This window comes from Pseudomonas sp. WC2401, assembly GCF_041200115.1.
GTDB classification, from domain to species: Bacteria; Pseudomonadota; Gammaproteobacteria; order Pseudomonadales; family Pseudomonadaceae; genus Aquipseudomonas; species Aquipseudomonas fragi.
In genome coordinates this window covers 2,067,456-2,088,929 of record NZ_CP165623.1, presented here as the reverse complement: position 1 = coordinate 2,088,929, position 21,474 = coordinate 2,067,456, and the positions used below count along the sequence as shown (strand labels likewise).

The following is a 21,474-nucleotide window of genomic DNA, read 5'->3' as shown; positions in this document are numbered from 1 at the left end:
ATGGACATCTTTGCTAGCTGCTCCAAAATAAATGATCTGCTAAACTTAAAGCGCGATAACGAAGCTCGCAACGTATTGATAAAGCTTTTAGCGCACCACGAATCCAACAACATCAATTACACCCCGTTAGTCAACCATTTGATAAGGTCTGCTGGACTGTATCCATACATACAACAAGACACTGCAGACTGGCAGGATCGCTTCGTACATGAAGCATTTAAAGTCGACACTGGCGCTACTGAACCGCTGACTTTGCATAGAGAACAATCAATTCTGTTAAAGGCTCTATTAGAAGGAGAAAGCCTAGCCATTAGTGCTCCGACCAGCTTTGGAAAGAGTTTTGTTATCGACTCCTTTATTTCAATAAAAAAACCTAACAACGTGGTAATTATTGTTCCAACAATTGCTCTTACTGATGAAACTCGCCGCCGCCTTTATCCGAAATTCTCAGACACTTATAAAATAATAACTACGACTGAAGCTGTACCAGGCAAAAAAAACATATTCATTTTCCCTCAAGAGCGAGCGATCACTTACATCCCAAAATTAAAAGAAATTGACATCCTTGTTGTAGATGAGTTTTATAAAGCAAGCGAAGCCTTTGACAAAGAGAGATCAAGCGCACTAATAAAATCAATAATAAAGCTCGGAGCAATGTCGAAACAACGATATTTTTTAGCGCCCAATATATCTAAACTGAATGAAAACCCATTTACAAAAGGCATGCGTTTCATTTCTTTAGACTTCAATACTGTTTTTCTAGAAAAACATAGCCTATATGAGAAAATCGAAAATGAAGAGCAGAAAAATACAGCTCTCACTAAAATACTGACTGAGACTAGTGGCAAAACTCTTATATATGCTGGAACTTATGCAGACATAGATAGAGTATCCAATCTTGCAACAAGAGTCTTGGATAACACAGAAAGCTTTTTACTTCAACAATTCTCAAAATGGGTTTCAAAAAACTACTCAAGCACTTGGCCGCTCGTAAATCTTATCAATAAATCAACCGGCATCCACAATGGCCAACTGCATAGATCGCTGAGTCAAATCCAGATAAAGTTATTCGAAGAACCTTCCGGCTTGAAAAACATAATTTCCACGTCATCAATTATCGAAGGTGTAAATACATCGGCAGAAAACGTAGTGATTTGGAGAAACAAAAATGGAAGATCAAAACTAAATGATTTTACTTACAAAAACATCATTGGTCGTAGCGGACGAATGTTTAAACATTTCATTGGGCACGTGTATATCCTTGAGAAACCACCAGAATCTACAGACACCTCTTTGAACTTAATCTTGCCGGACGCTTTACTCAGCGACATTAACGAGCAAGACTATAAAGGCGAGCTTTCAAAAGAGCAAATCGGGAAAATAATTGCTTATCGAGAAGAACTTTCCGAAATAATCGGAATATCCAACTTTGATAAATTTCAAAAAGAAAACTCTCTGCAATGTGATGGTGCTGTAGTAAAAGCAATAGCAACTGAACTCCAAGAAAACCCTGAATACTGGAGAGGACTATCCTATTTAAATTCAAATGACACACAACATTGGGAAACCTATTTATACAAAATAATAAAATTTCAACGCGGCGCCTGGGATATAGAATACAGTCGCTTTGTTGCGTTTGTAAAAATCCTTTCGAACAATTGGAGCAAGAGCGTACCAGAACTTTTATCCGAGTTAAAAAAACACGAAATCGATGTCAACACCTTCTTCAAACTAGAAAAGAACACAACATTCAAGCTCTCTTCATTGCTCAAAGACGTCAACACCCTGCAAAAAGTCATCTTTAGAAAAACAAGTCTAGACATCTCGCCTTTCGCAACTAAGGTTGCGCATGCATTTTTGCCTTCTATCGTTTATCAACTGGAAGAATACGGTCTTCCAAGAATGATCTCCAAAAAACTACACAAAAGTAACGTTATAAATTTCGAAACTCAAGAACTCACCATCCATCAAGCAATAGATAAATTCAACAGCATTGGATTAAATAATATCAAACGACAAACTGAAAATTTAACTTTTTTCGATATTTATATATTAGGATATTTTTTTGAAGGTATCAAAAAAAATAAGCCCAACTCCAGATAGAGGCAAAAAAATCTACGGGGCTACCCCCCCCGTAGAAAAAATACACAACCAAATACTATGACTTAAGCATACGCCTAACAAAATTAAAAGCTTCATCCTCTCTAAGGATCTGATACTGAAGCACCGATTTAATCTTATCCAGGTTAGGTTTTTTCACGACTTACTAGCGCCTACCCACACGATTATTCCGAAATAACATACTCGCCATAAAATTAAAATAACATTCCCAAAGCCTCCGGCACCCAATTCATAATCACCAACTCCCCACTGACCTCAGCCTTCCCCTGCCGCTGATTTGCAGTGCTATACCGAATATCCACCGTCTCAAAGTGAAAGCCCTCAAACACCCGCCTGAGATCCGGATGATCGTTGATGCTGACCATCACCTTCCCTTTGCAGCGGCGCATGAAATCGGCCATCCGTTCGTAGTTCTCAAACGCAAAGTCCACCCCATACCCTGCCGTCTGCCAATACGGCGGGTCCATATAGTGGAATGTGTGTGGCCGGTCATACCGTTCAGCACACTCAAGCCAGGGCAAGTTCTCCACATAAGTGCCCGACAGGCGTTGCCAAGCCGCTGACAGGTTTTCCTCAATCCGCAGCAGGTTGATGGCTGGCCCAGTGGTCGCCGTGCCAAATGACTGCCCAGTAACCTTGCCGGCAAAGGCATGGTGCTGCAGATAGAAAAACCGGGCCGCCCGCTGAATATCCGTCAGGGTTTCGGGCCGGGTCATTTTCTGCCATTCAAATATCTGCCGCGAGCTGAGCGCCCACTTGAATTGACGCACGAATTCTTCCAGGTGGTTCTGCACCACGCGGTACAGCGTCACCAGATCACCGTTGATATCATTGAGGACTTCAACCGGCGCAGCCTGGGGCCGCATAAAGTACAGTGCGGCGCCGCCGGCAAAGACCTCGACGTAACATTCGTGCGGTGGCAATAGTGGAATCAGGCGATCTGCCAGGCGGCGCTTGCCGCCCATCCACGGGATTATTGGGGTGCTCATAAGTGATCCTTGTTTAGACAATTGGATTCGCTTAGGCTTCGTCCCCCCTGCGCAGTGGGGCGAGGCCTTGGTTGGAGCACTCGGCTAGATCGAGTGTTTCGGCGTCGAGCCCGGTGTTAGCGCACCGGATCGTCGCCTCGTTTACTGCGCGGGGCTTTATTCCCCCCCGGCGATGTCATACGGCTTGAACCTCACGACCTCTTCCCCCACCCACTCATTCAACTGCGCTATCCGCGCCTGAACCGGCTCCAACTCATTCGCTACATAAATCTCGGCAGCCTCCCGAATCGAGCCAAACCCACCCGCGTTCTGCGGCACGATCCCCATCAACTGCGGCGGTATCCGCAGGCTCGCTAACACGTCATCTCGGGTCTGATTTTTGATCGAACTGAACTCATCCTTGGCAGCGACCTCACTGACCGGGATCAGCTGAATGCCGTCCTTTTTGCCATTGGGCGAGTACACAAACAGGTTGCGAAAGTTGCCCGGCCCCTTGGAGTCCTTCAGAGCTTTGCGCAAGGCATCGACGTCGGATTCGTTCTGCGCGGGGTCGGTCATGTAGAGGATGAAACCCGCATGACTGCCGTTTTCGTAGTACTTGCGACGAAACAAAGTCGCCGACTCGTTGAGCAACGCCGACTGCAGCGCACTGATCCAGTCCGGCAGGCCGTACACCTCCTGGTGCAGGTCAGCTTCGCGCAGATGAAAGATGCTGCCCACGTCGAATTCGTGCTCTTCCTTCCACCCCTGAACCAGAAAATAGCGACCGTCCTGCCCTGCCCGCATGTACTTGGCCAGCGCCGGTTTCAGTTGAAAGGTCGACCCCAACATCGAGCGCCGCGCCTCGATATAGCCGTTGCCCAAACTGAGAAAATCCAGCGCAAACTGCTCAAACGCAGCCCGCGACAGCAGCCGGTGCGGGATAAAAGTCTTGCTCAGCAAGTTACGCTTGAAGGTCAGGCCCGAGTGCAAATGCACGCTGGAACCCACCGAGCGCGACAACCCGTCCAGCGACAACGGCGGCTCATACCAACGCCCGTTAAACCAGCACTCCAGATAATCAAACACCGCCCGACCGCCCAGTACCGGGGTTGGCTCACCAAAGCTGAACGCCTGAATGGACTGATTAACTCTGCCCTCTACCTGCTGATCATTCATCAAAATATCTCCATCCGCCCGGTGTTGGCAGCGGTCTGCCCCTCAAGCGGTTCGTTGTGCAATGCGTGGAAGAGCGCCCAGGCCAGGTCGGCGTGGCCGGTGGTGTCGTTGCGCCCTGCGGTGTAGGTGTATTGGCGACCGCCTGCAGTGACGGTTTTTCGGATGGCCATTAGCGACTGGGCCATGTCGGTCCAACCGGCGTCGAACTCCAGCCGGCCGTTGTGGATCACGTCGTAGGCTTTGAGTACCAGGCGGGTTTTGACTTCCGGCGAATAGCTGAAGGTAGTCACGTTGGGGAAGAACTGGCGCACCAGCTGCGCCACGCCGCTGCCCAAACCGGTGACATCGATGCCGATGTAGGTCACCCAGTAGCGGTCGCAGACACTTTTGATAAAGGCTGCCTGCGCTGCGAAGTCCATGCCTCGGAACTGATGGCGCTCCAATACGCGGAATTTGCCGCCCGGTACCAATGGCGGTGCGCACACCACCAACCCAGAGCAGTCCCCCGTCTCGGCCGGGTCGTAGCCGATCCACTCCTGCCGGTCACCGAATGGCCGTGAGGCAAAGGGCTTGGAGTCCTCGGCCCACTCCACCCAGCTATCGACCATGCACGTCTGCAGCACGGCCAGCGGAAAGTTGCGCCCTTGAACAGGCAGAACAAGCCATGCCCTATGTAAAGGGTTCTGAGGTCATCCGGATTGAAGAAGGCGAGGAGATTTATGCCGATACTTGCAATACGCCAGCATTCATCGAGGCAGAGCAAGCTGTTTCCAGGGATCTGGATATCAATGGCCCGCATTCCTCATCGCTCTGAAAACGACCCTGTGGGAGCAGGCTAGCTCACGATTGCCTCGAGACTGAATGCCAGAACATCCACTTCATCTGCATCGCAAACAAGCCTGACCCACAGGTTCTTTACACGCGAGCCTGATGGCTCATGGGACATTTGCAGAACACCAGTTCAGCCATTATCTGCGCATAGGTATCTGCGCCCAAAAACGCGCTCAAGCCGCCTTTCAAACTGAAAATCGGTGACCGGAGTGCTTGCTGCGCGAGGATTCTCGCCACCTTATGGCTGCGCACACCCGACTGGCAGTAAAGCACGATTGGCCTGTCGCTCAGGCACTGTGCGACCCGCTCGCCCACCTGCTCCAACGGGACATGTTCGCCACCGATCGAAACCTGTTCGCGCTCATGCCCTTCACGCACATCAATCAGATGGATCGATGTCTCACTGATCAGCTCGGCAAAGTCTTCAATGCTCAGCATAAAGTCATCGGTGACACCTGGCGCGCTACAGACTTGCGCCATTTCTTCCAGCACTGGCTGGCGCAGCGGGTCCCTGAGGGGGTTATCGCCGACAGGCGAAAAAACGATCTCCCGGCTCGTGGCCTCAAGGGCGTCGTAGACCATCAGGCGGTTGACCAGCGGCCGCCCGATCCCGGTAATCAGTTTGATCACTTCATTGGCCTGAAAGCAGCCGATCATGCCAGGCAGCACCCCCAGCACCCCGGCTTCCGCGCAGTTGGGCGCCAACGCAGCATCAGGCGGACCATCGTAGAGATCACGATAATTGGCGCCACGACGGCCTTGCTCATCCAGCGCGTTAAACACCGTGACGTGCCCCTCGAACTGCATGATGGCGCCATACACCAGCGGCTTGCCGCCATAGAAACAGGCATCGTTGATCAAGTACTTGGCGGTAAAGTTGTCAGTGCCATCGACAATGATGTCGTAATCAGCCACAAGCGCCTGGGCATTGTCGAGGTTGAAGCGCTCAATCCAGGTTTCGATCTCGATATAGGGATTGAGTTTTTGCAAACGCCGCTTGGCGACATCGACCTTGTTCTGACCTTTATCGGTGATGCGAAACAGCACCTGGCGGTGCACATTGGACACATTGATCTGGTCGGCATCGATAATTCCCAGCCGCCCCACCCCGGCAGCCGCCAGATAAAGCAGCGCCGGGCACCCCAGGCCGCCAGCACCAATCATTAAAACACTGGCATTTTTCAATGCCAGTTGACCTTTGATGCCGATCGCGGGGATCAGCAAATGACGGGAGTACATCCCCATCTCACCCGCGGTAAGTTGCTCATGCTCGATCGCATCACCCTCCCTGCTCATGGCGTTGCTCCCTTCACTTTTCTAGGATCGGATTGACGAGACAGATAAAAAACCTGAGTCGAATTTAAAACGCTTCAATCACGATCGCTGCCAATGTATTGGCGCGCGTCAGGTTGAAAACATGATGAGCGAAATACAGCTTGCCCTGCAGCCGATAAGCCTGCGTTTTAATACGGCCCTTTTCGAAAAGATAAAAAGGGCAACGCCACTCCATGTAAATATCATTCAGGGCCAGGCCCAGCGAACTGGAAAGTTCGTCAGGATCATCTTGCAAGGCATCAATTAATGACTGCCTGCTTTCCGCAGCCAGTGTGGGTAATTCAAAGAACACCCATTGATCGGCCACTTCACAACGATGCCGAAACAGGGTGAAGTCATATTCAAACTCGGCACCGAGCTGCCCATGCTCTTTCAAGCTATCCAGTTGCGCCAGCAAAGGCCGCTCAACCCGTGAAAAGTCAACTTCTTCGGGAAGAAACTTCTGCAGTAAAGCAGGCCGAATAACCCCAGGCGTTGCGGACAGTGCTTCATCACCATCCAGCTCCAGCAGTTTCCAGCGAACCTTGACCCTGGCAACCACAATGCCCTGGGCACGAACCAGGTGCAGCACTTGAAACACAGAGTTGCCCTGGCGCACCTTGAACTCATCGACCGACACCGAAAACTCATCGACCGAGAACATCTCAAAAGGTTCGACATATTCAACTTCGGCACCCACGGCCACCATGCTTTGGTGATGCTCTTTGATCATCCCCGGAAAGGACACTGACAGATAGGTACTACACCAGGACCACATCAAACTGTAACTCATCAACATCAGCGAGCGCGCATGAAACTGGAAAGGACCAAACAGCGTTGGCTCTATCGGATGCGTAACCCTTATTGTTCTGCTTTGCATAGCCTCAACCCCCGGCTATCGCAGTAAAAATATCAAGACAGTCACCCTCACCGCTTGCACTTACTTTAACTGCTGCGTCAACTTTTTCGCCATTCAAAGAAATCAAATAGCCTTTTTTAACGCTGTGATCCTTATCAAAAATAATATCTTTCAATACCGGATAATTCACCACCAACGCGTGCAACGCATCGCCTACGGTCTGAATACCATCGCCCTCCAGTTTCAACTCTTTTTTATAGTTAACAAAACGTGCCAAATTGCCTGACAACTTGATCTTCATATTCAACTCTCCTTTTTTGAAGAACGTCGGGACATCATGTCCAGGTCGTGCACCATCCGAATGCCCATATCAACCTTGAGCTTCTCCTGCGGATCAGCCCCTGCCACCAGCGCCGCAAAGTCGCGCTGCGCCCGACCGATACCGCTGCTTTCGGTATAGCCCCAGCTACCCGTCAGGTTCAGGGCTTTGAAGGCGATTTTGTTGACATCCTCCACCGCCTGGTACTTGGCCATTGAAGCGACTGCATCCCAGTACAGGTCAGACTCTTGCCTGACCTGACGCTCCAGTGAGTAATGGACCAAGGTGCGGGATGACTCAAGCGCCATATACATTTCACCAATACAGGCCTGCACATGCTGCATATCGATCAATTGCTGATCGTAGCGCACAGTGTTTTGCAAATACGCCACAGTGGTTTCAATCACGGCGCGGGCGCGCCCTAAAAACAAGGTGGTTTGCAATGAGCGCCTGCAATTAAGGAAATAACGCTGCGCAAAACTCAGACCGTCCGTGGCCAGCAACAAGCGGTGTTTATCCAGGCGCACATCTGTCAATGTTAAACAGGCAATCCCTGTAGAACGACAGCCATGCATCACGCTAGGTGTCACCACAACACCCGGATCGTCGGCGTGCACAAGAAAGACTTGCATATCAGCGGTATCACCATGGACAAACAGCAAAAAATAATTCGCTGTCTCACCGCCGGTGACGATCTTTTTCACGGCATTCACCGTATAGGCTTTTCCGTCCGCAGTGGGCACTGCACGGGAGACAAAAGAAAAAGCATCGGCATCTTCTGTATAAGCAAATGCACCACCTGTTTTACCCTCAATCAGGTGAACCAGGTATTCGTTATTTATATCTTCCCGCCCCACTGCAATCAGAAATGAAATAAATGACATCCTTACGGATATCAAAAAGGGAAACGATAAGTCCGTAGATAAATACCCGAGCTTTTCCAGCACACGGCCCCACTGGGCATAACCAACTTCCTGACCGCCCCACACGGCGGGCAAGTTGTATTTATACAACCCCAGTCGTGCAAACTTTTCTATCAGCGCATTGGAGATAGGAATAGAGAGACGATCACGTTCTTCGACGGTGCAATTAAGCTCCTTGTCGATCAGCGTGCCAAAAATAGCCTGAATATCACCCGCACCTTGCCAGTCAACATTCATCGTAGTTCCTTCTACGTCAAACAATTGGATAGCAAGCGCGAAAGAAAACCGGTCATGGAATCGTGTCGTGCTGCTTAGTGCGAACAAATATTAGATCAGAACTAAAAACATGCAAGGCGCCTTAGCACAAATAAACCCGACTCGTTAAATATGACACCACTCATACTCTTCTAAGTTACCGATAACGCTCACTATTAAATATGAGACTGTTTGCATCATTACCCTGACCCGCTGGCGCGGCGATCACATATCCAGTCATTCGGGTTTATCGGGTGCCTTGCAGCAGCGAATTGTGCGACGACTGCGTCGGCGGACGCAGCCTCACGCCGCTTGTCAGCGACTACAGGTCCTTGCCTGCAACAATCAACGCGCCTTAAACGGCAACTTGTCCAAAGCACAGTCGTTCTTGAGCGTTGACGGTTCGAGCATCAGCAGAGGGGCTCCGGTGTCCTCGTTAAAGATTTTGACCTGGCAAGAATCGTAAGTCTCGGGGTCCTCGACAATGCCTCCCTTAATGACATAAAGGGCACCCGTGGCGAACACGCTGACAAACTCGATCTTGCATCTGCGGCCGGCATTAGCCGCGCCATCCACTACCAAATGGACGGGTTTTTCCGCTTCTACCGGGATGACGCCTGCTGGCCAGGATGTCTTGTCCCGCACGGCGAACAATTGTCGACCCGGTTTCACCGGCACTGTTCTGCCGTACTTGCAGCCCACAATCGGCGCCTCGGTCAGGATCAGGGTCAGGGTCAGGGTCAGGTAGTTGCGATAATTGCTCAAGGCGTCCATTTCGCTGCGAATCTGCGCCTAGGGTACACCAGGAGGGGGCGTGTACTGCTGGACCTGGACGCAACCTGCAGTCAGCAACAACAGCACACCAACGGGGAGCACTTTCATAACAGTCTAAATCCATTTAGGTTCGAAGAAGAGCATTCAAGCAGAACACCGGCAGTTCAGCGGTCGTGCTCCCATATTGTTCCCATACCGCCCTTTTCCAGACGCCAGAAACCACAAACCCCCGACTTTCTCTAGGAAAATCAGGGGTTTGTGTTTACTTAATGTGGCGGTGAAGGAGAGATTCGAACTCTCGATACAATTTCTTGTATACACACTTTCCAGGCGTGCTCCTTAAGCCACTCGGACACTTCACCGTATCTCTTCAAACAAGTTCTGTCTGTCGAGGCGCGCTAATGTAGTCGAAAGCTTTCGATATGACAAATGTTTTTTTCAGAATTTTCATGTGCTTACGAAAATAGTCCTTTTGGGCGTAGGCCCCAGGGGGGTGTTTCTGCCAAATTCCGGCACCGCAACGTTGCTCGCTCCAGCGCAACCCCTGCTGCGCTGCCCTCTATATAGAAGGCGAAGGCCAATTGCATGACTCACCAGTCAGTCATGGCCCTTTACCTGCGCCACAGGGCTGGGTAACGTCTGACCCACTTCATAACAAGGATTTGCGCCATGAGTGACTTGATTGCCTACCACCTGGAAGACGGTATCGCCACGCTGACCTTGAGCAATGGCAAGGTCAATGCCATCTCCCCGGATGTGATCTCTGCGTTCAATGCCGCGCTGGACCAGGCCGAGCAGGATCGCGCGGTGGTCATTATTACCGGGCAACCGGGTATTCTCTCTGGTGGCTATGACTTGAAGGTGATGACCGCCAGCCCCGAGCAAGCCATTGAGCTGGTCAGGCAGGGCTCAACCCTGGCCCGGCGCATGCTTGCACACCCTTTCCCGGTGGTGATCGCCTGCTCCGGCCATGCGGTGGCCAAGGGTGCCTTCCTGTTGCTGTCGGTGGATTACCGCATCGGTGTGGAAGGCCCGTTCAGTATCGGTCTGAACGAGGTGCAGATCGGCATGACCATGCACCACGCCGGCATCGAGCTGGCCCGCGACCGTCTGCGCAAATCGGCATTCCATCGTTCGGTGATCAACGGCGAGATGTTCAACCCGCTCACCGCCGTAGATGCAGGCTTTCTCGACAAGGTGGTCAAGCCTGAAGAGCTGCACGCCGCAGCCCTGGAAGTGGCCCGCCAGTTGAAGAAGATCAATATGAAGGCTCACAGGAACACCAAGCTCAAAGTGCGCAAGGAGCTGCTGGAGACCCTGGACAAGGCCATCGAAGAAGATCAGCACCACCCGCTCTGACCCTCCTCCCTCCGCAAACCCGGTTCCGACCGCAACCTGCGGTCGGGATTGTGCCTGCGCAACACCCCCCCACCTGACATTCTTGAACACCTCTGGCCCGCTTCTTACAGCGCTTGCTGAAACAAATGCTAAAACTTCAGCTATCTCCTACTTGTATCGGGGTAATTGCTGAAGACAGTGCACATCCGTACACTGCGCCGACTTTTGTTTTGGCGAGCCTGTAAATGCTACTTTCGATGCGTATGTTGTTGATGTTTTTGCATTTTATGCTCGCAGGCGTACTGGGTGTCTTACTGGGCATGTGCCGCCCCTTCAATCCGGACAACAGCCGCCTGTGCGCGCGCCTGTATGCCTGGCCATCGCGCTGGATCCTGGGCTACCGGCTCAAGGCCGAAGTCGGACCACTGATGGACAAGCCGCAAAGCTGTGTGGTGATTGCCAATCATCAGTCCAACTACGACCTGTTTGTATTCGGCAACGTAGTGCCGCGCCGCACGGTGTGCATCGGCAAAAAAAGCCTCAAGTGGGTGCCTTTGTTCGGCCAGCTGTTCTGGTTGGCGGGTAATGTGCTGATCGATCGCGGCAATGCCCAGAAAGCGCGCAAGTCGATGTTGACGACAACGCGCACCCTGCAAGAGAAGGACACATCGATCTGGGTGTTCCCGGAGGGCACGCGCAACCTGGGCAAAACCCTGCTGCCCTTCAAGAAAGGGGCATTTCAGATGGCAATCACTGCCGGGGTGCCGATTGTGCCGGTGTGTGTCAGCACTTATAGCCGGCATCTGCAGCTCAACCGCTGGCACAGTGCCGATATCCTGATCCGCTCGTTACCGGCCATCCCGACCGCCGGCCTGACCCTGGATGACATCCCGCACCTGATGGAGCTGTGCCATACGCAGATGCGCGAATGCATCGAGTCTATGGATCGCGAGCTGCTGAGCCCGCAAAACCGTCACTTGCCGCCCCTGGCCAAGGGCAATTCGACAGTGTCCAACCCGAACCTCTGAGCCTTTGGCGACTCAAAGTGGTCAATAGCGCGCTAAGCTGCATCTTCGTGCCATAACCCTTTGAAGAAGAAGCGATTAGAACTATGGGGAGAGTTGTTGCTGCTGCGGTTTACAACGCAGGCAAGAAGGTCACCAATATCACGCTGGACGAAGGCATTGAGTGGGCGAAAAAGCCCGGTCACTTCGTCTGGATCGGTCTGGAGCAACCTGACGCGCAAGAGCTGGCCAACTTGCAACGCCAGTTCAACCTGCATGAACTGGCCATCGAGGACGCCCTTGAGCAGCACAGCCGGCCCAAGCTCGAAACCTTCGGCGATGCGCTGTTTATCGTGATCTATTCGCCGATTCGCCATGAAGGCAAATTGGAGTTTGTCGAAACCCATATCTTTGCCGGCAACGGGTACATCATCACCAGCCGCAACGGCCATTCGGCCTCGTACAAGGCCGTGCGCCAGCGTTGCGAAGCTCGGCCGCTGCTGCTGGAGCATGGCGAAGACTTTGTGCTGTATGCCCTGCTCGACTTCGTCACCGAGAGCTATCAGCCGGTCAGCGAGGCCATCCACGCCGAAATCGAACAGCTCGAGCAAAGCATCATGGGCAACGCCCTGAATGAGGCCGACATTGTCCACCTGCATGGCCTGCGCCGCGATGTACTGCGCCTGCGCCGTTATGTGGCGCCGATGGTCGAGATCAGCGAAGAACTGCAGCGCCTGACCTTTCCCTTTATCGACAAAAACATGCGCCCGTACTTTCGCGATGTGCAGATTCACGTCACCCGGCAGATGGAAGACCTCACCAACCTGCGCGATGCCGCCACCCAGACCATTGAGATCGTGGTGTTGCTGGAATCTTCACGCCAGAGCAACGTGCAGCGCAAATTCGCCGCCTGGGCCGCCATCCTCGCCTTCCCCACTGCCGTGGCGGGTATTTACGGGATGAACTTCCAGAACATGCCGGAATTGACCTGGCATTACGGCTATTTCGGCGTGCTGGGGTTTATTGCGCTGGGCGTGACCGGCCTGTGGACCAGCTTCAAGCGCTCTGGCTGGCTATAACCCCCCACCCTGTGGGAGCGGGCTTGCTCGCTCCCACAGGTATCGAGCCGGATATCAGGCGGTCTGCGGCTTGTGCGAAACGAAGCGCATCATCCACTCGGCAACGGTGCGACCATGATGGTCCTGGCCCAGGCTGGCAACACCGGTGCTGTAGACCTGCTCGCCCAGATGCTCCTGACGCAGGTCGAGCAAGGCCCGCGAATAATCGTGGATAAACTCGGGGTGGCCCTGGAAGCACAGCACCTGATCATTGATATGGTAGGCGGCATACGGGCAGAAATCGCTGGAGGCAATGACCGTGGCGTTCTGCGGCAGGGCTGTGACCTGATCCTGATGACTGATCAGCAGGGTCAGGTCCTCGACCACGGGGCTCATCCACGGCGCCCTGGCCGCCAGTTTGTACTGATGGGTGCCCACGCCCCAACCCTGGGTGGCGCGCTCGCTCTTGCCACCGAGCAGCAGCGCCAGCAATTGATGGCCAAAGCACACACCCAGCAACTTGTCGCCGCGCTCGTAGCGGCTCAGCAAGTAGGTTTTGAGGGTTTCAATCCACGGATCGGTGCCAAATGAATCCGCCTTGCTGCCGGTAACCAGGTAAGCATCAAAAGCCTGGTCATCAGACGGGTACTCGCCTTGCATCACGTTAAAAACACTGAACTGTGCCGCAATAGGCTGCGTGGAGAACAGGCGCACGAACATTTGCCCGTAACCCTGATATTGGTCAACAAACTCTGGACGCAAAATGTCGGTTTCCAGAATGCAGATGTGTAGCGACATAAAAGTACCTGGCACGATAAAGGCGAAAGTAATGATGACTGCTCGCCAGAGCCTGCCTTGAAAGGGTATTTCATGGCAAGCACTGAAGCGGGTGATTGCCCTCCAGCCCCTGAAAATCGTGGGCTTTTGTAGGACAAAACAAACAGGAACCGGACGCACTGACGAACGGTAGGTGGCTAAGAATATGCCCTGCCCACAAGCCCGTTGCGTCTAGCTGCGGGGCGGCAGGTCAGGCGCAATAAACCTAATAGCGTTTTAGAAACTTACTGCACTTGAATGATGTGAAAGGGTTCTAAGCCATGTCTTATGAGGGCTCTACTGTTAAGCCTGTCGCCGGGGCCGCTTTCTTTCCAAGGCATGGTGCCCTTGGCGCAGGCATTGTCGTTCGGAAAAAACAAAAAAAGGCAGATAGCCATGTTCAAACATACGAAAGTACGTCAAGCCGGTCTTATCCTCTTTGCTACCACCTTGCTGCTGATCTTGCCGAACCTGACCAAGGTTATCGGTTAAAGACACGCCACTGTGCCGAAGACGTGCAGCCCCTGCGCGTCTTCGCGGGCCTGGGTACCCGGCGCAAAAAGCAGAACGGCCAGCCCTGAGGCCAGCCGCTTATCCATCAAACGCCGTTCAATTGAGCAGGCCACGCACCTCCTGCTTGACGCCCCAGCCTTCGATAATCCCGCCCAGCGGCACCACAACAGCTTCAAAGTCCTGCTCGAAATCACCGATACCACCATAGGTGGCATACATCACCTTGCTCAATTCCAGATGCCAGGCCCCGTCATCACGCACATTGATCTGCGCATTGAGGGATTCACCGCAAAATTTTTGTGCAGCCCTGCGCGCCCGCTCCTCGTCCGGGAAGATTGCGTAAAACTCGATGGGATGGATGCGTGAAAAATCAAAACCGCCTTCTTTCATGCGGCGCAGCACATAGCTGCTGAGGTCTTCTTGATGGGCTGTGCTCATGAAACGTCCTCCTCGCAATGGATAGACATTCAGCGCTTCCCTCTGGCCGCATTCGGGCCGTGACAGGGGAAGAAATAAGCATGTAGCGAACAAGATCAGAGCCAGTCGATTACTTCGCTGGTCTGGATCCAGAGTAGACCCGGGGGGCGGCCTCTGCCAAGGGGGCAAGCCATGAATTTCAACAGTTTTTTACCCCACTCCGGGTAAACCTCGCCCGGTACCCGGACAGATGCGCTGTCCAGGACCCGGCTTGCACAGCTGTGGGTTACGGCTTTTCAGCGCGTTCTTTCAGCCCCTTGAGGGTATTGAACGGAGCATCGACCACAAACTTGTTGGCCAGCCACGAAGGCACGCTGCCGCCCGGCTCGGTGTGCACCTGGTAAGTCACTTCGGTCAGGTTGTCGCCTTTGGGCACCAGTTTCCAGAAGCCGTTGACCTGGGCAACCCGTACAAAGCCCTTTTCTTCCGGGATGTAGGTCGGCATGCCCTTGAGCGTGCGGGTCAGACTGCCATCGGCACCCTGGGCCGTGGTCACCTGCAGCACCGAATCACGCGGGGTGACCGGCCACGGGGTCTTGAACTGGGTGTAAGTCCAGCTCTGGTCGCCTTCATGCTTGAGCAATTTTTGCGACTGACACTCATGGATCCAGGCGCAAGCGCTGGCCACGTCTTCCTGCAGCTTGCTGATTTTGGCCAGTGGCGCCTTGATGGTGGTCACGCCCTGGTACGCCTTGTACTGGGAACCGGCGACCTCACTCAGCGACACCTTGATGCCGTCCTGATCCTTGGCAACCTTCCAGTCTTCAGCCTGGGCCACACCCACCAGCAGCGCGCTCAAACCACATACCAATGCCACTCTATGCAACGAACCCATTGTCTTGTTCCTTATTGTTGAAGGTTTGTTCACTGGACACCAACACACTACGCCGCAGTCACCTGCTCCCACCAGCCGATCAGGTTGATGGCTTCTTCCCGATTGCTGCCGCACACCTCGATATCGGCCTTGAAATCACCGCACACCGCAGGGCGTTGCGGCTGGCCAAACAAACCACACAGGTAGTCGACAGACAGATGCAGGCAGCGTTCCCCGGCCGGCTTGCCATTGGGCATGCCGGGCAGCGGTGTACTGATGGAAGGGGCTATGCAGCAAGCGCCACAGCCTTCACGGCAATTCATGACGTCAGCTCCTCGTTCGGGGCAAAGTGTGTAGATGACAAGGGATAGTACTCGCTGGAACAGGTGTTTGAAATTGACCGTTCAGCAGAATGTGCCGATAACTGACGGTGACTGATTAGTCAGTTTAGAAGCCTGTTTTTCAACGTTCGGCACTTATTGCTTGAACTCGAAATCCAGCGCCGCACCTTCGATTTCATTGCGCCGATATTCATTGCGCAATTGCAGGTCCATTTCATTGCTGAGCAAACGCCCATTGAGTTGAAACGGACTTTCTTCGACCGACTTTTCGCCAAACATGTTGGGCAACAGCGGCTTATGGGCAGGCATGGGGACCGTACCCAGGGGGCGCAATTGCCTGACCATTTCGGGCGGCAGGTGCAAGTCCAGCTTGGCAGAAGGCAAACGCTTTTTGGCGATGTCATGGGCCGACCTGGATTTGGAGGCAATCGGCTCACGCTTTTTGACGGGCGCTTTTTTCTCGCTGGCGGCAGGTTGGGCCGCTGAATGGACAGATGGCGTCTGCGCAGAAGTGGATGCAGGCTGCACCGGGTCTGCTGTTGCAACGACTGCATTGAGCGCACCCAAAACACCCATCAACACAAGACTTGCACAATATGTCGCTTTCATAACTCCACAGCTTTAACGGTTCAGGTGCGTATGCTCGCGCTTTACGCACAGGCGAACAAGGTAATTATAGTCAAAATGCCATCCCGGCTGTTGCCGAGCCGCCATACAGACCTGCCGCTTCCTGGCAGAGCTGCTTGGCAAGCATGCCAAGTGTCATCAGGGCCCGTTCGGCTTCCCGATTCCAGGGCGTGCCGCAGTTTAGCCGGATGCAATGATTGAACTGCTCGGTATTACTGAAAATCAGCCCCGGCGCGATACTGATGCCCTGCTGCAGCGCCCGCACATGCAGCTCCTGGGTATTGACCCGGCCCGGCAAACTGACCCACAGGATAAAACCGCCGCTGGGGCGTGACATCTGTGTGCCTTCCGGGAAATGCTGCTGTACGGCCAACTGGAATGCACTGAGGTTTTTTCTGTATTCCTGGCGGATGTAACGTAAATGGCGGTCGTAACCACCATTTTCAAGGTAAGCCGCCACGCCCATTTGGGTCACGCTGCACGCCGAATGGGTGGTAAAGGTTTGCAGACGCTGGATTTCCTGCTGAAATTTACCCGCAATCATCCAGCCGATACGCACACCGGGTGACAGGGTTTTGGAAAAGCTCGAACAGTAGATCACCCGATCCAGGCGGTCATAGGCTTTCAGGGCCTTGGTGCGCCCGACCTCGAACATCAATTCGCCGTAGATGTCATCTTCGACGATCTGGATATCAAAGTCTGAAGCCAGGCGCAGCAGTTGCTTTTGCCGCTCTTCAGGCATGGTCCCGCCCAGCGGGTTGCTCAGGCGCGTGGTCAGTACCAGGGCCTTGATCGACCATTGGTTGGCGGCCAGCTGCAGGGCCTCAAGGCTCATGCCGGTGGCTGGGTCACTGGGGATTTCAATGACTTTCAAACCCAGCAGATCGGCCAGTTGCAACAAGCCGTAGTAAGTCGGCGACTCTGCCGCAATCAGGTCACCGGGGCGGGTCAGCACCCGTAGTGACATTTGCAGGGCATCGACACAGCCGTGGGTGATGATGACCTCGGACGGATCAACCACCACCCCGGCGTCGCGCATGCGGATGGCCACCTGTCGGCGCAGGGGTTCGAAGCCGGGGCTGAACATATAGCTGAACGCCCGCGGGCTGTGAAAGCGCGTGACCTTGGCCAATTGCTGGTGCAGCGCCCGCACAGGCAGGTAATCGACACTGGGCACTGCCGCGCCCAGCGGGAATACGCCTTCGCGGCGGGACTCGACCAAAACTTGCTGGATTATGCTGCTGCGGGTGACCAGCCCCGGGCGCTCGACACGGGCGATATCCGGAGTGGGCGCGGTGAGGGCCGGGGTCTGGTGAACGTAGTAGCCGGACTGTGGCCGCGCCCGGATCAGCCCCTGGTCTTCAAGATTGGCGTAAGCCTGCAACACCGTGGCATGGCTGACGTTGAGCTGCGAGCTCATCTTGCGCACCGAAGGCACGCGCTCGCCGGGCTGATAAACGCCACGCCGGATATCTTCAGCCAGCTGCTGAGCGATACGTTGGTAAAGCAAAAGGTTGGTCATGGCGCCGCACTCGATGTTCAGGCTTTATTTTTGTGGGAACAATACCGGAACAGTTTAGAAGTGTACGGGCACAGTTGTCACTTATCTCAGCCGTACAGCCCGAGTGCGGGGCAAACTGTATGGGTGCGGATCGGAACTTCCCCTGCAGCTGCCGAAGGGACGAGACTGCTGCTACACGCTGGGGGAAAAGTGATGGCTGAAAGCCCCTCACTCCAACCCTCTCCCAGAGGGAGAGGGGGTTGATCTGTGGAGATTTTGAGGCCGCGTGCGGTCAGTCCCCTCTCCCTCCGGGAGAGGGCTAGGGTGAGGGGCTTTTGGTTGGGCTTGACCTGCAACAGAGTATCTACAGGGTTCGGGTAAAACGTTTAGCGCGCAGCGCCCAACTGGCCTTTTTCGTCAGAAAAGACGATTTCAACACGACGGTTCTGGGCCCGCCCGCGTTCACTTGCGTTTACATCCACCGGGTACTGGTCGCCATAACCTTCCACCTGGATGCGTTTTTCATCGATTCCCAGATCAATCAGCACATCCGCCACGGCCTGGGCACGGGCCAGGGACAACTTGAGGTTATCCTCCGTGCCGCCGGTGCTGTCGGTGTAACCCTCGATTCGCACTATGCGCTTGGGATTGAGTTGCAGAAACTGCACCAGCTTGAGCACCGTGCGGTTGGCCGAATTCTTCAAGTCGGCTTCGCCGGTATCAAACAGCACGTCGCCCAGGGTCATGACCAGGCCTCGATCGGTCTGGGTCGTGGCCAGGCTGATGATTTGCTCTTCCAACCATTGGCCCTGCTGCTGAACACTCAACAGCTTGGCTTCGCGCAAGGCCAGTTGCAGGCGCTGACGCTCCAGTTCGAGCTTGGCAGCACGTTCTTCATTCAGCACTTGCTGGGTATGCTCACGGGCGATTTCGCTGTAGCGCTGACTCAAGTAAGCGTAATGCGCTACATCTTCGCCGCTGCCCCAGTAGCTGGACAACCGGTCGGCTCGCGCCAGGGACTCACCGGAACGGATCACATCCTTGGGAGCGATGCGCAGCACATTGGTATCTTCCTTGACGGCCTGGAAGTCCGTGCTGGCCTGCTGCAAGGCTTGTTCGCTGTTGTGATGACCGGCGCAACCGCTCAGGCCGACCACCAGCGCACCCATGCAAGCTAAGGGTTTGAGGCTCATTGCGCCTCCGCCAGTTGTTTGCGCAAGCGCGCGATACGGGTATTGAGCACGTTCAATTGTTCCTGGCTTTTTTGCGTCAGCACACGCGCTTCGGCCAACCGGGCGTCAAGCTCGGCCTGCTCGGCGTGCATACGGGCGTCTTTGTAGGATTCATCAGCCATATCGGCCAGCGCTTGGGCCAGCTTGTCTTCGGCTTGTTTTAGCTCAGCCAGATCATCGGCCTTGGCACCCACCGCCCTGGCTTGTTCCAGGGCCTGTTCGGTCAAACGCAATTGTTCATTCGGCGCAGGATCGGCTGCACAACCCGCCAGAGCCACAACGGCCAGGGCAGCGAAAAGAGGTCGAATTGTCACTAGGGATTCCTACTGTTTTGGGGCGCTGAGCGGTTGTTGCAGCTGGGTTTTCCACCGCTCCAGGTTGCGTTGCACTACCGCCTCGGTCAGGCCGGAGGCGGGCAATTCTGTCATCTTTTTGGCGAGCTGTCCGCGCAACCACGGCTCATTGCAGGCAGAGTCGTGGGAAACCGCCAAAAACAGCCCTGGCTGATCGACCGGTTGCGGGTGCGCCAGCAAGTCGTCGGCAATACCCAGGGTCTGTGCTGTAGCCATACCGGCGTAGCGCCCGGCCAATACGTATTCGGCCTGCCCCAGCAGCAGCTTCTGAAAAGCCTGGGTCAACCCGGGCTGGAGCTCGAGTGTCAGTTGATGCTGGGCAAACTCGTTAAAGGTCTCGCTTAAACGGGCCTTTTGCGAGACAGCCCCCTTGTGCCCATGCAAATCTGCGGGCGTTTCGTAGATCAGGGGCGAGTCCTTGCGCGTCCACACCAGGTAATCGTTGCGTACCAGCGGCGGGTGGATGTAATCAAAAGACGAAAGCCCGGCTACCGTCAGCGGCGCATCGAGCAGCATGTCCATGCGTCCGGTGCGCACTTCGTCCTGGGCCTGGGCGCGCTTGCCGCCATACAGCACTTCAACCTTGATCCCCAGCTCCTGCCCCGCCTGCTGGATCAGGTCGGCGCTGGCACCGATCAAATGCGCCGGGTCGGCCGGGTCGCGCCACAGGTAAGGCGGCGCATCGGGGCTGCCGGTGACAATCAGGCGTTCGCACTTGCCCGCCGCCTCGGCCAGCAATGGCAACAATGCCAGCCCCGCCAGCAGCCTGCTGATCTGACGCATATCCATACCCCTCACGCTCCCTCCACAATTGACAGGCATAAAAAAGCCCGGTTACCCGGGCGGTGAAAGCAGGCAAAACACTGAGTGCCCTGCCCTTCCCCACGCCCCGGTCACCGGGCTCTTTATAAGTGAAGCGACTGGATTAAACCAGCTTCTCCAGCTCAGGTACTGCTTCGAACAAGTCCGCTACCAGGCCGTAATCAGCCACCTGGAAGATCGGCGCTTCTTCGTCCTTGTTGATCGCAACGATCACCTTAGAGTCTTTCATGCCGGCCAGATGCTGGATCGCGCCGGAAATGCCCACCGCGATGTACAGCTGTGGCGCAACGATTTTACCGGTCTGACCGACCTGCATGTCGTTGGGGACAAAGCCTGCGTCCACAGCGGCACGCGATGCGCCAACCGCAGCACCCAGCTTGTCGGCCAGGGTGTAAAGCAGTTTGAAGTTGTCGCCGTTCTGCATGCCACGACCGCCGGAAACCACGACTTTGGCTGCGGTCAGCTCAGGACGGTCCGACTTGGCCAGTTCTTCACCCACGAACGAGGAAGTGCCAGCATCGTGAACCGCTGCAACCGCTTCAACCGCTGCCGAACCACCTTGGGCGGCAACCGGGTCGAAACCGGTGGCACGCACGGTGATCACTTTCACCGGCGCAGTGGACTGCACGGTGGCAATGGCGTTGCCGGCGTAGATCGGACGGGTGAAGGTGTCGGCGCTGACCACCGAGATGATCTCGGAGATCTGGTCTACGTCCAGCTGTGCAGCAACACGCGGCAGGATGTTTTTGCCGTTGGAGGTCGCGGCGGCCAGGATGTGGCTGTAGCCGGCACCCAGCTCTGCAACCAGCGGGGCAACGTTTTCCGGCAACTGATGGGCGTAAGCCGCGTTATCAGCAACCAGGACTTTGGCCACTCCAGCGATCTGTGCAGCGGCTTCAGCGACTGCGCCAATGCCCTGGCCTGCAACCAGAACGTGGATGTCGCCACCGATTTTAGCGGCGGCGGCTACGGTGTTCAGCGTGGCCGGAGCCAGTGCCTTGCCGTCGTGTTCTGCGATTACCAAGATAGTCATGA

At 54.5% G+C, this 21,474-nt stretch carries 22 protein-coding genes, 1 tRNA gene and 1 pseudogene; 5 read left to right on the top strand and 19 right to left on the bottom strand.

The window, feature by feature from the left end; translation table 11 throughout:
* Complete coding sequence (locus tag AB3G35_RS09590; RefSeq protein ID WP_369782574.1) at positions 1-2,103, top strand: DEAD/DEAH box helicase; 2,103 nt, start codon at positions 1-3, stop codon at positions 2,101-2,103.
* Positions 2,104-2,315: 212 nt separating this feature from the next.
* On the opposite strand, the gene AB3G35_RS09585 is transcribed toward AB3G35_RS09590, so the two are convergent.
* From AB3G35_RS09585 to AB3G35_RS09575, 3 genes and pseudogenes are all read right to left on the bottom strand, one after another.
* The gene (locus tag AB3G35_RS09585; RefSeq protein WP_369782573.1) at positions 2,316-3,110 is read right to left on the bottom strand and encodes a DNA adenine methylase; all 795 of its coding nucleotides are present in this window, start codon (positions 3,108-3,110) and stop codon (positions 2,316-2,318) included.
* Between the two features lie 156 nt (positions 3,111-3,266).
* Positions 3,267-4,268 carry a phage portal protein gene (locus tag AB3G35_RS09580; RefSeq protein WP_369782572.1) on the bottom strand — a complete coding sequence of 334 codons (1,002 nt, stop codon included), beginning with the start codon at positions 4,266-4,268 and terminating at the stop codon, positions 3,267-3,269.
* A pseudogene (locus tag AB3G35_RS09575) lies at positions 4,268-4,903 on the bottom strand (terminase); the annotation flags it as partial. The gene AB3G35_RS09580 and the pseudogene AB3G35_RS09575, both read right to left, overlap by 1 nt.
* Before the next feature lie 29 nt (positions 4,904-4,932).
* On the opposite strand from AB3G35_RS09575, the gene AB3G35_RS09570 reads away from it, so the two are divergent.
* On the top strand, positions 4,933-5,082 hold the full coding sequence (locus AB3G35_RS09570) for a hypothetical protein (protein WP_369782571.1): 150 nt from the start codon (positions 4,933-4,935) through the stop codon (positions 5,080-5,082).
* Positions 5,083-5,183: 101 nt separating this feature from the next.
* Here the strand turns inward: AB3G35_RS09570 and moeB are convergent, their stop codons facing one another.
* The 6 genes from moeB to AB3G35_RS09540 all read right to left on the bottom strand — a co-directional run bounded on the left by moeB (position 5,184) and on the right by AB3G35_RS09540 (position 9,905).
* Positions 5,184-6,395, bottom strand: coding sequence for a molybdopterin-synthase adenylyltransferase MoeB (moeB, locus tag AB3G35_RS09565; RefSeq protein WP_369782570.1), 1,212 nt, complete (start codon positions 6,393-6,395; stop codon positions 5,184-5,186).
* 64 nt (positions 6,396-6,459) lie between these two features.
* On the bottom strand, positions 6,460-7,293 hold the full coding sequence (locus AB3G35_RS09560; protein WP_369782569.1) for a hypothetical protein: 834 nt from the start codon (positions 7,291-7,293) through the stop codon (positions 6,460-6,462).
* A 4-nt stretch (positions 7,294-7,297) separates the two neighbouring features.
* Positions 7,298-7,573, bottom strand: a complete 276-nt coding sequence (locus tag AB3G35_RS09555; RefSeq protein WP_369782568.1) for a MoaD/ThiS family protein — start codon at positions 7,571-7,573, stop codon at positions 7,298-7,300.
* Between the two features lie 2 nt (positions 7,574-7,575).
* The gene (locus AB3G35_RS09550; RefSeq protein WP_369782567.1) at positions 7,576-8,751 is read right to left on the bottom strand and encodes an acyl-CoA dehydrogenase family protein; all 1,176 of its coding nucleotides are present in this window, start codon (positions 8,749-8,751) and stop codon (positions 7,576-7,578) included.
* Between the two features lie 363 nt (positions 8,752-9,114).
* On the bottom strand, positions 9,115-9,543 hold the full coding sequence (locus AB3G35_RS09545) for a hypothetical protein (protein ID WP_369782565.1): 429 nt from the start codon (positions 9,541-9,543) through the stop codon (positions 9,115-9,117).
* A gap of 272 nt (positions 9,544-9,815) precedes the next feature.
* A tRNA-Ser gene (locus AB3G35_RS09540) sits at positions 9,816-9,905 on the bottom strand.
* A 307-nt stretch (positions 9,906-10,212) separates the two neighbouring features.
* On the opposite strand from AB3G35_RS09540, the gene AB3G35_RS09535 reads away from it, so the two are divergent.
* The 3 genes from AB3G35_RS09535 (at position 10,213) to AB3G35_RS09525 (ending at position 12,964) form a co-directional block, all read left to right on the top strand.
* Positions 10,213-10,902, top strand: a complete 690-nt coding sequence (locus tag AB3G35_RS09535; RefSeq protein WP_016779980.1) for a crotonase/enoyl-CoA hydratase family protein — start codon at positions 10,213-10,215, stop codon at positions 10,900-10,902.
* Positions 10,903-11,126: 224 nt separating this feature from the next.
* Positions 11,127-11,909: a 1-acyl-sn-glycerol-3-phosphate acyltransferase gene (locus AB3G35_RS09530; protein WP_086796081.1), complete on the top strand. Its 783-nt coding sequence runs from the start codon at positions 11,127-11,129 to the stop codon at positions 11,907-11,909.
* 83 nt (positions 11,910-11,992) lie between these two features.
* A complete protein-coding gene (locus tag AB3G35_RS09525; RefSeq protein ID WP_016779978.1) occupies positions 11,993-12,964 on the top strand; it encodes a magnesium and cobalt transport protein CorA in 972 nt (323 codons plus the stop codon).
* A 54-nt stretch (positions 12,965-13,018) separates the two neighbouring features.
* Here AB3G35_RS09525 and AB3G35_RS09520 read toward each other — a convergent pair whose 3' ends face one another.
* From AB3G35_RS09520 to AB3G35_RS09475, 10 genes are all read right to left on the bottom strand, one after another.
* Positions 13,019-13,741, bottom strand: coding sequence for an amidotransferase (locus AB3G35_RS09520; RefSeq protein ID WP_134051114.1), 723 nt, complete (start codon positions 13,739-13,741; stop codon positions 13,019-13,021).
* Between the two features lie 627 nt (positions 13,742-14,368).
* Complete coding sequence (locus AB3G35_RS09515; RefSeq protein ID WP_016779973.1) at positions 14,369-14,710, bottom strand: ribonuclease E inhibitor RraB; 342 nt, start codon at positions 14,708-14,710, stop codon at positions 14,369-14,371.
* A gap of 265 nt (positions 14,711-14,975) precedes the next feature.
* Positions 14,976-15,584, bottom strand: coding sequence for an START domain-containing protein (locus tag AB3G35_RS09510; RefSeq protein ID WP_016779972.1), 609 nt, complete (start codon positions 15,582-15,584; stop codon positions 14,976-14,978).
* 47 nt (positions 15,585-15,631) lie between these two features.
* Positions 15,632-15,886: a YkgJ family cysteine cluster protein gene (locus AB3G35_RS09505; protein WP_016779971.1), complete on the bottom strand. Its 255-nt coding sequence runs from the start codon at positions 15,884-15,886 to the stop codon at positions 15,632-15,634.
* Between the two features lie 153 nt (positions 15,887-16,039).
* Entirely contained in the window at positions 16,040-16,513 is a 474-nt protein-coding gene (locus AB3G35_RS09500) for a hypothetical protein (RefSeq protein ID WP_029611298.1), read from the bottom strand.
* 70 nt (positions 16,514-16,583) lie between these two features.
* A complete protein-coding gene (locus AB3G35_RS09495) occupies positions 16,584-18,053 on the bottom strand; it encodes a PLP-dependent aminotransferase family protein (RefSeq protein WP_016779969.1) in 1,470 nt (489 codons plus the stop codon).
* 365 nt (positions 18,054-18,418) lie between these two features.
* Positions 18,419-19,225 carry an OmpA family protein gene (locus AB3G35_RS09490; RefSeq protein ID WP_029611297.1) on the bottom strand — a complete coding sequence of 269 codons (807 nt, stop codon included), beginning with the start codon at positions 19,223-19,225 and terminating at the stop codon, positions 18,419-18,421.
* Positions 19,222-19,578, bottom strand: a complete 357-nt coding sequence (locus AB3G35_RS09485; protein ID WP_016779967.1) for a DUF4398 domain-containing protein — start codon at positions 19,576-19,578, stop codon at positions 19,222-19,224. The genes AB3G35_RS09490 and AB3G35_RS09485 overlap by 4 nt, the downstream gene beginning before the upstream one ends.
* 9 nt (positions 19,579-19,587) lie before the next feature.
* Positions 19,588-20,406 carry an ABC transporter substrate-binding protein gene (locus AB3G35_RS09480; protein WP_016779966.1) on the bottom strand — a complete coding sequence of 273 codons (819 nt, stop codon included), beginning with the start codon at positions 20,404-20,406 and terminating at the stop codon, positions 19,588-19,590.
* Positions 20,407-20,542: 136 nt separating this feature from the next.
* Positions 20,543-21,472, bottom strand: coding sequence for an electron transfer flavoprotein subunit alpha/FixB family protein (locus AB3G35_RS09475; protein WP_016779965.1), 930 nt, complete (start codon positions 21,470-21,472; stop codon positions 20,543-20,545).
* Positions 21,473-21,474: the final 2 nt, after the last annotated feature.